The sequence below is a fragment of the Natroniella acetigena genome, from assembly GCF_023227745.1.
GTDB lineage: Bacteria > Bacillota > Halanaerobiia > Halobacteroidales > Halobacteroidaceae > Natroniella > Natroniella acetigena.
In genome coordinates this window covers 1-12,010 of record NZ_JALKBX010000069.1, presented here as the reverse complement: position 1 = coordinate 12,010, position 12,010 = coordinate 1, and the positions used below count along the sequence as shown (strand labels likewise).

Genomic DNA, 12,010 nt, shown 5'->3' with positions numbered 1-12,010 from the left:
TATACCAAAAAACAAGGTGAAGTACAAGTTAACAATTTCCTATTATTAACATAACACAACAGCTTAAGTTTAAGGCTGAGTTTAAGGTTGAGCCAACCATTAAAACCATAAGGTCTTACTTAAACTTAGACTTAACCTTAAACTTAATTGTAGATTTGATTATAAATAAAAAGGGTTGGTGGAGATCATGGTAGAAAAAGCTGAGCTCGAACAAGGGGATAAGGCTGTTCGGTTAGAAACAGAGGATAATTTGATCGTTTGTGGAAGATTTAGTTATGGTGGTTATAGTAAGACTTATGGTCTGTTTGTTATAGTTATAGATTCTAAGGAACGAAGATTTATCAAGTTGAACTTAGCCTTGAGTAGTAAAGCTGAACTAAAGGAGGTTGACAAGCAAAAGTTTATAAAAAAGCTGGAGTCGCTTGCTAAAGAGGAAAGCCATGATGAGCAAGAGTTTGCTAGTGACTTAAAGAGAAGTTTTAGTGAACAAGAGGTAGATGAGTTAGTAAGATGGGGCCAATTCGATGTTGCGACTGAGATTAAGAAGTTACTTAAAGAAAAGTTGGAAGATTTAATTCAAGAACAGATTAGTTTGGAAGTCAAGTTTGAACTTAAAGATGAAGAAGAATTACAAAAGATTTATCCTGAATTATTTCCTGAACATGAATTAAATAAAGAGGATGAAGATAATGCTGAAGCAGAAGAGTTGGGAGAAAATAACAAGTTAGGCTTAGAGATAACTTTGAGTTGTTCACCAATCATCTCTCCAACAAGTGGTAAAAAGGCTACTGATTTAAATATAGAAGATAAGTTAGTAGTAAAGGTGATTGATGAGAGAGAGGTAGGACAGTATTTAAGTGGTTTATTACAAGAAAAGCAAGGTCGGGTAGTAGGGACTATTATAGAAATTAATTTTAATGAAGAATCCCAGCGTTACTCGATTCGAATTAAGTTTGGCCCTAATATTTACGGAAAGTTGATTGTGGAACCGGAAGTTAAACTGACTTACCTAGCCAAAAATGAAGAATTAAATAAGCAAGAAGCAGATTCAGTAGCTAAGATAACAGTTGATAAAAATCTATTATTTCTGATTGCTGGAGTGGCAATAATAATTGTTATCTTGGTGGTTATGTTATTATCCAGTTTATAAGAGTGGAGTTTAATTACAATTATGTGTCACTTTGTGACACATAATTGAGTTGACAGTGTACAGTGAACAGTTTACAGTTAAGATCAAAACCTTAAAAAATTAAGACCTCTGAAATGCCTTATGTTCGCAGGTTTAGAGTGTAAGTTTTTAATGGTTTTCCTTCGGGTTCTTTAAACCCTTCGTGATGAAAAAATCCGCTCTTAGATTTTTTCTATCCACTGTCAACCGTCCCTAAAGGTCTTTGTCAAGACCTTTAGGGAAAAACATAGAAACCATATCAACTGTAAACTGTACACTGATATAAAGTGGCAAAGTGCCACTTTATATCAATTTAATCTTAAAGTTTGATGACTATAGAGAGGAGGAATTGAATTGAAACTTACTTTTTTAGGGACAGGTACTTCTCGAGGGGTTCCTGTTCTTGATTGTGATTGTCCTACTTGTACTTCATCAGATCCAAAGAATAGACGTTATCGCTCTTCTGCTTATTTAGAGTCAGAAGAGTTAGCTATATTAATTGATGCTCCCCCAGAATTACGATTACAATTGTTAGAGAATAGTATTAAAAAAATTGATGCTATTCTGTTTACTCATGCTCATGCTGATCATATAATGGGTTTTGATGATATTAGATCAATTAATTATTTACAACGAAGTAGTATTCCTTGTTATGGAACTAGAAAGACCTTAGAAGAGGTGAGAAAGATATTTAGTTATATCTTTGCTGCTAATCCGCAAAAAGGTGGATTACCACAGGCGACATTACATCACAAATCTTCTTCTTTTGAAATTAATAATACAGAGATAATTCCTTTAGTGGTCAAGCATGGCGAAGTTGATATTTTAGGATATAGAATTGATGATTTAGCTTATATAACTGATTGTAGCTTTATTCCAGAAGAGACATTTAAGTTATTAGAAGGAATTCAATATTTAATCTTAGGAACATTGCGTTATCAGCCTCATCCGACACATTTTAGTTTAGAACAGTCATTAGAAGTTATCGAAAGATTAGATCCTTCTCAAGCGTATCTAACCCATTTATCCCATGAATTTGAGTATAATAATTTAAATGCTAAATTACCTGAGCATATTTCGCTTACTTATGATGGTTTGACGATAAAATTTTAATACAATAAAATTTAAGTTTAGCTCTTACTTAAACTTATACTTAAATTTAACTCTTAAGCTTTAGCTTGTACACGCTAAAGCTTTTTTCATATTGGGGGGAAGTTATTAATAACTTTATAAAGGGGTTAAAAATAAGTATAGTAGATTTAATTTGAGATATATTAATATGTGAGTACCTACCTTAAGATAAAATTAGATGAAGAGGAATTGATAAAATTTTGATTAGGAAAGGGGTAGCGATGAATTTAATATATTTAATAATTATCTCTATTATACCAGGGCTACTATGGGTTTATTTTTTTTATCGTAAGGATAAGTATGAACCTGAACCAGTCTATCTAGTGTTAAGATCATTTTTATACGGAGCATTATTAGTCATTCCAGTAGGATTGATTGAAGCACCTTTTGCAGATTTAATTGCCCAGCCCCCTAATTTACCTGTTTTATTGGGAGTTTCAATTTTTGTGATCGGATTAGTAGAAGAAGTAGGCAAATTTGCAGTTGTATGGTATACAATTTATCATTCGGATGAGTTTAATGAAGTGTTGGATGGAATTATTTATTCTATTTCAGTAGCTTTAGGATTTGCAGCAGTAGAAAATTTATTGTATGCTGTCGTTTTTGGGTTTCGAGTAGGGATTGTGCGCGCAGTTGTAACCAGTTTAGTTCATGCTTCTTTTTCAGGAATTATGGGTTTTTACTTAGGTAAAGCTAAGTGTGAAAAAAGATCTAGTTTAATTATTGTTGGGTTAGTGCAGGTTGTATTATTGCATGGGGTTTATGATTTTTTGATCTTGGGCGGTTTAGTCTCTAATTATGTTATGTTTGGAATTATTATCTTGTTATACTTCTATCTAATGAGTTTGATTACTAAAGCTTTAGAGGTATCTCCTTTCAAATAACACAAATGTTATTTTGATTATCAGTAAAAATGTTAGTATATAATTGAATATTGCTCTTTTGTGTGGTAGTATAATTACTGGTTTTGGCTTTAAAACTATTATTTAGTAAGGGGATGATTTAATGGTTAATAATTATGATGTGATAATAGTAGGAGGAGGGCCAGCAGGAATATTTACTGCTTTGGAATTAGTAAAAGGGAGTAATCTTGATATAGTAATTTTAGAAAAAGGTAGAGATATTACTGATAGAGAATGTCCTATGAAATCTAAAGGAACTAACTGTTTAAAATGTAATAATTGTTCAATTGTCTGTGGTTGGGGAGGGGCAGGCTCCTTTAGTGATGGGAAGTTAACTTTATCAAGTGAAATTGGTGGTAACTTAGATAAGTACATTGGTCAAGAGAGATTAGAGGAGTTAATCAACTATGCTGACGATATTTATTGTGAATTTGGGGCACCGGATAAGGTGTATGGCCCATCTGATGAGGCAGCTCAAGAAATTCACAATCAGGCAACAATGGCAGAGTTGAAGTTTATCCCATTTCAGATCAGACATTTGGGGACAGGATATAGTAAAGAAGTATTAACAAAGATGAAAGAATATCTAGTAAAAAATGGAGTGGAAGTTAGAACTGGAGTTAAGGCTGAAGAGATTTTGACTGTTGATAGTAAAGCGATAGGAGTAAAAACTAATCAAGGAGAAGAGATAAAGAGTGAGATAGTAGTGGTCGCTCCGGGTCGAGAAAATTCGGAGTGGTTGCTCAAAGAGGCTCAAAATTTAGGGATTCAGACTACAGTTAATCCTGTGGATATTGGAGTCAGGGTAGAATTGCCAGCAGCAATTATGGAAGAGTTAACAGATGTTCTTTATGAATCTAAATTTATTCACTATACACCTACTTTTGATGATAAAGTACGAACTTTCTGTATGTGTCCTAATGGTGAAGTAGTTAATGAAAATAATAATGGTTTAATTACTGTCAATGGTCATAGTCATGCTACTAATAAGAGCAATAATACTAACTTTGCTTTATTGGTTAGCAAGACGTTTACTGAACCATTTAAAGAGCCTATTACTTATGGGCAGAATATAGCTAATCTAGCAAATTTATTAGGAGGTAGGGTTTTAGTTCAACGGCTTGGTGATTTTTTAGATGGCAGAAGATCTACCGAAGAAAGAATAGAGCGAGGGTTAGTGGAACCAACTTTAAAGGATGCTACACCAGGTGATTTAAGTTTGGTATTACCATATCGACATTTAGTGGCAATTGATGAGATGTTACAGGCTTTAGATGAGATCTGTCCTGGAGTTTATTCCCGCCATACATTGTTATATGGTGTTGAAGTTAAATTTTATTCTTCCCGATTAGAGGTTAAAGATAATCTAGAGACTAAGGTAGATAATCTATATGTAGCTGGTGATGGAGCAGGAATTACACGTGGTCTGTTGCAGGCTTCAGTTTCAGGGGTTGTAATTGGTCAAGATATCATAAAATAGGTCAAAAATAGAAAGTCTATAAAAAATTAGGTTGCAAATTTTTGGGATTACTGATATAATCAAGTGAAACAAAGTCGAAATATGTCAAATTGAGGAGGAAAACGATGAAATCAACGGGAATAGTAAGAAAAGTAGATAACTTGGGTAGAATGGTAATTCCAATTGAATTAAGAAGAACGCTGGGGATTGAGACGAAGGATCCATTAGAAATTTATGTTGATAATGAAAAAATAATACTTAAAAAGTATGAGCCAGCTTGCATCTTTTGTCAAAACGCAGAAAATACAGTTGAGTTCAAAGGAAAAGTTATTTGTTCTGAATGCTTAGAAGAAATGACAGGAAATGAAACTGGAAGAACGGCTTAAGTTAATATGAGAAACATGGAGTAAATCAGAGTTGAAATTTCAACTCTGATTTACTCTTTTTAGATCAACTTTTAATTTGAAAATATTTGTTTAATTTTTGCTCCAGTTCTTGTTGATTCTTAAAGCCAACTAATTTTTGGCTTTCTTGTTGGGGATGATAAAGAAGTAAAGTAGGGATAGTAGTTATCTGCAATTCTTCAGTTAATTTTGCCTGTGAGTCAATTATAATTGGAAAGGCAATAGATTTTTGTTTTGCAATCTCTCTCAACTCTGTTTTAGATAAAGCTCCAATGCCAATAGCTAAGATTTGGAGTTGATCTTGATACTGATCGTAGATGGTAGTTAAGGTCTCTAATTGTTGTTGGCAGCTTTTGGATTGGGGGAGCCAAAAAAGTAAGAGGGTTGGTTGATTGATTTCTTTAAATTTAATCTTCTCCTCTTCAAGATTATTGAGATTAACTTTAGGTAAGAAATATTCTTGTTCAGATGTGATAGTTGGATCATTATTTCTAAAATTAATAATTAGATTTAGAATTCCTCCAATAATGAAACTGATAATTAATAATATAATGATTAATAAGAGGATAAGCTTTTTCATGAATTTGTCCTCCTTTTTGTAAAAGATATGAATTTTGAAAATAGAATATAACTTAATTAGACAAGAGGTAAATTTTAGGTTATAATTATTGAGTAAGGACTGAGGGGGAACTAAGATGGAGATTTTAGAAAATTTAAATTCAGAACAGAAAAGAGCAGTTATACATCAAAAAGGGTCAATTCTGATCTTAGCTGGAGCAGGTAGTGGCAAGACTAGAGTCTTGACCCATCGAATTGCTTATCTGATCTATCATTATAATGTTGCACCAGCTAATATTCTAGCAGTTACATTTACTAATAAAGCAGCTGATGAGATGAAAGAAAGAATTGAGAATTTAGTTGCTACTGACAGTGAGCGAATTTGGATTAGAACTTTTCATTTAACCTGTGTTAGGATTCTAAGAAAAGAGATTACTAGATTGGATTATGATTCTAATTTTGTGATTTTTGACACTTCTGATCAGAAGACTTTAGTTAAGAATATTTTACAGCAGTTAGATCTTGATCCTAAGAAATTCAAACCACGAGCTATACTAGGTAGAATAAGTCAAGCTAAAAATAAATTAATTACTCCACAAGATTATCAAGCAAGCGATTATTTTTCTCAAATAGTGCAGGAAGTTTATCCTCACTATCAAGCTAAGTTAAAAGAGAATAATGCTCTAGATTTTGATGATTTAATTATGAAGACTGTACAGTTATTTAGGGAGTATCCAGCAGTATTAAGTTATTATCAGGAGAAGTTTAAATACATATTAGTAGATGAGTATCAGGATGTGAATCATGCCCAATATCAATTGACTAATTTATTAGCAGCTAAGTATAATAATATTTGTGTAGTAGGCGATGATGACCAGAGTATATATGGATTTAGAGGAGCAGATATTACCAATATTTTAAATTTTGAAAGTGATTATCCAGAAGCAGAAGTTATTAAATTGGAGCAGAATTATCGTTCAACAAAAAATATCTTAACAGCAGCTTTTAGTGTAGTAAGTAATAACCCTCAGCGTAAGGCGAAGAAGTTATGGACTGAAAACCCTGAAGGGGAAGAACTTACTTTACATCAGGCTAAGACTGGGCAACAGGAAGCTGATTATATTGCAAAGGAAATCTTAAAGTTACAGCAGGCAGGGTACTCTTGGCAGGAGATTGCAATCTTGTATCGAACCAATGCTCAATCTCGACGTCTAGAACAATCTTTAATCAGAAAAGAGATTCCTTATCGAATGATCGGTGGATTGAAGTTTTATGATCGTAAGGAGATTAAGGATTTGTTAGCTTATTTACGATTGATCTATAATCCTGCTGATGATATTAGTCTGCAACGAGTGATTAATACTCCTAAGCGGGGTATTGGGAAGACGACCTTAACTCGATTACAAACATTTGCTAATCAAGCAGGGATTTCTTTGTCAGCAGCTGTTAAGAGGGTTGGAGAAATAGAGAGTATCAGTAGTCGATTCAGTAATAAGGTTAGAAAGTTTGGAGAGTTGATCAATTATCTTCAACAGCGCCAACAAGAGGTTTCAGTAGTAGATTTAACTCAAGAGATACTGGATGAAACCGGTTATTTGGCCCAGCTAAAACTGGCAGATACAGAACAAGCTAAGAATAGAATTGATAACTTGAATGAATTGCTAGCCAGCATGGAGGAATTTGGTGAGGAAGTTGGAGCGTTAGGAGAGTTTTTAGAAGAGGTAGCTTTAGTTGCTGATATTGATAAGTTGGATGCTGAAGATACTGGAGTAGTCTTATTAACCCTTCATAGTGCCAAAGGTTTAGAGTTTCCGATTGTCTTTTTGGCAGGGATGGAAGAGGATTTATTCCCTCATAGTCGTTCTTTATCAGAAGAAGGTGGAGTTGCTGAAGAGCGGAGATTGTGTTATGTAGGAATTACTAGAGCTGAAGAAAAATTATACTTAACTCATGCTAAAAGGCGTAAGGTTTATGGACAGACCAAGTATAATAGTCCATCTCGATTTATTGATCATATACCTGAGCATCTATTTACTGGAACTGAAAAGAAGGGCCAACAACAGCAAGAAGCTACCTTTTCTGTTGGTGACAAAGTGAGCCATCAACAGTGGAGGACTGGAACAGTAATTGAAATAGATACTAGTGGGGATTTAGAACAAGTAACAGTTTCTTTTCCTCAAGAAGGGATTAAGCAACTAGCAACTGAATATGCTCAACTAGATAAGCTTGATTGAGAATTGCAATTAATATTTATAGTTGGTCTTAATTATTAACTTTAATAAAAAGGGAATTAAGGACATAGTTAATAAACAAGAGGTAAAATGGTATTTTTAATTAGCAAGAAGAAACTTTTAATCTTTGTTTTATTTTTATGTTGTTCTATTGTAGGTTTGAGCTCTAATAATAAAGTAACTACTATTAAGTATATAGAGGAGGAGAAAGAAATGAATACATATGTTGTAGGTCATCAGAATCCAGATACGGATTCTATTTGTGCTGCTATTACTTATGCTAATTTAAAACAAGAGTTGGGTAAAGAAGTAGAAGCAATTAGAATAGGAAAGGTTAACTCTGAAACTGAATTTGTACTTGATAAATTTGATATTGAAGCTCCTAGGTTAGTAGAAGAAGTTAGCGCAGATGATGAGATTATTTTAGTTGACCATAATGAAAAGAGTCAAGCGATTGCAGGAATAGAAGAAGCAGAGGTTAAAGAAATTATTGACCATCATCGGATTGGAGATATCGAAACTGGTAATCCAATTTATTTTAGAAATGAACCAGTAGGTTCAACTTGTACTGTAATTGCTAAGTTATATCAAGAAAATGATGTAGAATTGACAGATGATATGGCAGGATTATTATTATCCGCTATTTTGTCTGATACAGTTATCTTCCGATCTCCAACTTGTACTGTGACTGATGAAAAGATAGCTAATAGATTAGCTGAACAACTAGGAGTTGAGATTGAGGAGTATGGAAAAAAACTATTTAAGGCAGGCTCAGTAGTCAATAAGTTATCCCCAAGAGAGTTAGTTCAAAATGACTATAAAGAATATGAATTTGCTGGTGAGACAATTGGTGTCGGTCAGATTGAAGTAATGGATGTAGCTGAGGTAGAGGGAATTAAAGATGAGATTATAACTGCTAGTGAGAAGTTGGTAGCTGAAAATGATTATAAATTTTTAATCTTGATGGTAACTGATATTTTAGCTGAAGGAAGTTTATTATTATTTACTCCAGGAGCAGAAAAAACTGTTGGTGAAGCTTTTGATGTGGAAGTTGATCGTTCTGAAGTTTATTTAGATGGAGTATTATCACGGAAGAAACAGATCATTCCTGTCTTATCCGATTACTTGACAACTTAATTTCAGATTAAAAAGAGCCTGCTAGCAGGCTCTTTTTTAATCTAAGAAAAAGAAAGGAGTTTAGCAGTTAATCTTTAAATTAATAATGGTGATGTATGGTTGTTTATAAATTGAACATACTAAAAATTAGTGGTAGTTTTGAGGTGAAATAAATGGAAAGAATTAAGCAAGAGATTGAAGAATTAAGAGCTGAGATTAGAAAACATAATCATTATTATTTTGTGCTAGATCAACCTCAGATCTCCGATCGAGAATATGATCAATTAATGCAGCAATTGCTGCAACTTGAAGAGGAATATCCAGAGCTGGTGACGTCTAATTCACCTACTCAGCGAGTGGGGGGGGAGGCGATTGATCAGTTCAGAAAGGTTGAGCATCAGATACCATTATTGAGTTTGGCTAAATCCTTTTCTGAACAAGAACTGTATGATTTTGATCAGCGAGTCCAAAAATTAGCTGGAGAAAAGGTTGAGTATGTGGTAGAATTAAAGATTGATGGCTTATCCACCTCTGTGATTTATGAAGAGGGAAAGTTGGTTCAAGCTGCAACACGTGGCAATGGAATGATTGGAGAAGATATAACTCACAATATTAGAACGATTAAAAGTATTCCCCTCTATTTGGATCTTGAGCTGGATCTGGAGGTTAGAGGTGAAGTCTTTATGCTAAAAGATCGGTTTTTAGAATTAAATCAGCGGCGAGAAGAAGAGGGGTTGGATACTTTTTCTAATCCACGCAATGCTGCAGCTGGCTCTGTTCGCCAACTTGATCCTAAAGTAGCTGCACGAAGACCATTGGATATCTTTATTTATGATAGTACATATATTGAGGGCCAAGATTTTGAGTCTCATAGTGATCGCCTTGATTATCTAGAGGAGTTGGGATTTAAGGTCAATTCTGCTCGGAAGGTCTGTAGTGAGATTGAAGGAGTAGTTGAGTATTGTCAGGAATGGACTACTAAGCGAGATGAGCTTAATTATGAAATTGATGGCATTGTAATCAAGGTCAATCGACTTAACTTAAGGGAGCAGTTGGGAAGAACTGCTAAACATCCTCGCTGGGCGATGGCTTATAAGTTTCCCGCCCAACAGCAAGAGACTGAAGTTAAAGATATCGAGGTTACGGTTGGTAGAACAGGCGCCTTGACTCCGACAGCCGTTTTAGATTCTGTATTTTTGGATGGTTCAGAGGTCAGTCGAGCTACATTACATAATCAAGATGAGATTGAACGAAAAGGTGTTAAGATTGGCGATCGAGTGATTGTACAAAAAGCAGGGGATATTATTCCTGAAGTGGTAAGGGTCTTAGCAGACAAGAGGACGGGAGAGGAAGTAGAGTTTAATCTTCCTCAAGAATGTCCAGTCTGTGGAGCTGAAGCAGTTCGCCTAGAAGGGGAGGCAGTTATTCGCTGTACAGGTGGAGCTTGTCCTGCCCAATTAAGGGAGGAGATCTTACACTTTGTTAAACGAAATGCGATGAATATAGAAGGAGTAGGGCCTGCTTTGATTGATCAGTTGTTGGAAAATGACTTGGTAGAAGATGTAGCAGATCTTTATTATTTAAAGCAAGAACAGTTAGCTGCTTTAGAGCGGATGGGTCAAAAGTCAAGTCAGAATGTAATAATTGCTATTGAGGAGAGCAAGAATAATAAGCTGAGTAGGTTATTATTTGGACTGGGAATTAGACATGTCGGTAGCAGAGTAGCTCAAGTTTTAGCTACTAATTATCAACAGCTAGATCAGCTCATAACAGCCACAGTAGAGGAATTGATGGAGATTGATGAGATTGGCCCTAAGATTGCACAAAGTATTGTAGCTTATTTTAAGCAAGAACAGAATTTAGAGATTATTGAGAAGTTAAGACAAGCTGGAGTTAATTTAGAAGCTGATTTCAAACAGAAGGAAGCTTCTTTAGAAGGAAAGAAGTTTGTACTGACAGGTAAGTTGGCTGATTTTACTCGCTCAGAAGCCAAAGGAGCAATTACTGAGTTAGGTGGTAGAGTTACTAGTTCAGTCAGTGGACAGACAGATTATCTGGTTGTAGGAGATAACCCTGGTTCTAAGTATGATAAAGCCCAAAAGTTAGGTGTTGAGATCTTGAATGAAGAAGATTTTAAAGACTTAATTGATAGTGAATAGAAAAAATCTAAGAGCGGATTTTTTCATCACGAAGGGTTCGAAGAACCCGTAGGGGGAAGGTAAGAGACAACTGTACAATGTACAATTTACAATGTACAGTTAAAAACCAACTAATAAAGAGCAATTAAAAATCTAACTCTCATTGCAAAATAATATTTTTTTAGGAGCGAACCTATGTGTTCGTCTTTTAACTTGAGTTTTTTAAGTTCTTGACCCTAACTGTAAACTGTACACTGTCAACTGTAAACTAATAAAAAGTGGGGGGAATAAAAATGAGAAAAGCAGAGATAAAGACTGAAAAAGGAACAATGAAGGTTGAGCTTTATGATGAGGCTACACCAAATACGGCAGATAACTTTTGTAAATTAGCCGAGGAAGGATTTTATGATGGTTTAACCTTTCATCGGGTCATTCCTAATTTTGTGATCCAAGGAGGCTGTCCTAAAGGAACTGGTACTGGTGGACCAGGCTATACTATTGATTGTGAGGTAGATGGAGATAAGCAATATCATGAACGAGGGGTATTATCGATGGCCCATGCTGGAAAGAATACAGGTGGATCACAATTTTTCATCTGCCACGGTCGGGAGAGAACGGCCCATTTAGATGGTAAGCATACCTGTTTTGGGAAGGTAGTAGAAGGATTAGAAGTAATTGACGAGATTGAAGCAGGAGATGTAATTGAAAAGATAGTAATTAGTGAAGATTAGTCTGAACTGTTCTTGTTGCGGGTGAAAATCCCATATGATATAATGGTATAATGGTTAGTTGTTGATTTTAAGGGTTTAATTGTCAATTAGCTTTGAAGTGAAATTTTATTACAATTATGGTGTGATCTGTTGCGATATGAAAAGTATCGCCTAGTATTGTGAAGACAATCTA

10 protein-coding genes are annotated in these 12,010 nt (G+C 34.6%); 9 read left to right on the top strand and 1 reads right to left on the bottom strand.

Annotated features, from left to right (window positions below):
* The first annotated feature begins 187 nt into the window (after positions 1–187).
* The 5 genes from MWH25_RS11635 (at position 188) to MWH25_RS11615 (ending at position 5,046) form a co-directional block, all read left to right on the top strand.
* On the top strand, positions 188–1,150 hold the full coding sequence (locus MWH25_RS11635) for a hypothetical protein (RefSeq protein ID WP_248627819.1): 963 nt from the start codon (positions 188–190) through the stop codon (positions 1,148–1,150).
* Between the two features lie 372 nt (positions 1,151–1,522).
* On the top strand, positions 1,523–2,281 hold the full coding sequence (locus tag MWH25_RS11630) for an MBL fold metallo-hydrolase (RefSeq protein ID WP_248627818.1): 759 nt from the start codon (positions 1,523–1,525) through the stop codon (positions 2,279–2,281).
* A gap of 239 nt (positions 2,282–2,520) precedes the next feature.
* Positions 2,521–3,183, top strand: coding sequence for a PrsW family glutamic-type intramembrane protease (locus tag MWH25_RS11625; protein WP_248627817.1), 663 nt, complete (start codon positions 2,521–2,523; stop codon positions 3,181–3,183).
* Between the two features lie 121 nt (positions 3,184–3,304).
* Positions 3,305–4,681, top strand: coding sequence for an NAD(P)/FAD-dependent oxidoreductase (locus tag MWH25_RS11620; protein WP_248627816.1), 1,377 nt, complete (start codon positions 3,305–3,307; stop codon positions 4,679–4,681).
* A gap of 104 nt (positions 4,682–4,785) precedes the next feature.
* Positions 4,786–5,046, top strand: a complete 261-nt coding sequence (locus MWH25_RS11615) for an AbrB/MazE/SpoVT family DNA-binding domain-containing protein (protein ID WP_248627815.1) — start codon at positions 4,786–4,788, stop codon at positions 5,044–5,046.
* A 64-nt stretch (positions 5,047–5,110) separates the two neighbouring features.
* Here the strand turns inward: MWH25_RS11615 and MWH25_RS11610 are convergent, their stop codons facing one another.
* Entirely contained in the window at positions 5,111–5,644 is a 534-nt protein-coding gene (locus MWH25_RS11610) for a TlpA family protein disulfide reductase (RefSeq protein WP_248627814.1), read from the bottom strand.
* Between the two features lie 115 nt (positions 5,645–5,759).
* On the opposite strand from MWH25_RS11610, the gene pcrA reads away from it, so the two are divergent.
* From pcrA to MWH25_RS11590, 4 genes are all read left to right on the top strand, one after another.
* The gene (gene pcrA, locus MWH25_RS11605; RefSeq protein ID WP_248627813.1) at positions 5,760–7,856 is read left to right on the top strand and encodes a DNA helicase PcrA; all 2,097 of its coding nucleotides are present in this window, start codon (positions 5,760–5,762) and stop codon (positions 7,854–7,856) included.
* Between the two features lie 210 nt (positions 7,857–8,066).
* Positions 8,067–8,990 (top strand): manganese-dependent inorganic pyrophosphatase, encoded by a 924-nt coding sequence (locus MWH25_RS11600; RefSeq protein WP_248627812.1) that lies wholly within the window; start codon positions 8,067–8,069, stop codon positions 8,988–8,990.
* Between the two features lie 152 nt (positions 8,991–9,142).
* A complete protein-coding gene (gene ligA / locus MWH25_RS11595) occupies positions 9,143–11,128 on the top strand; it encodes an NAD-dependent DNA ligase LigA (RefSeq protein WP_248627811.1) in 1,986 nt (661 codons plus the stop codon).
* 272 nt (positions 11,129–11,400) lie between these two features.
* A complete protein-coding gene (locus MWH25_RS11590) occupies positions 11,401–11,838 on the top strand; it encodes a peptidylprolyl isomerase (RefSeq protein ID WP_248627810.1) in 438 nt (145 codons plus the stop codon).
* The last annotated feature ends 172 nt before the right edge of the window (positions 11,839–12,010 follow it).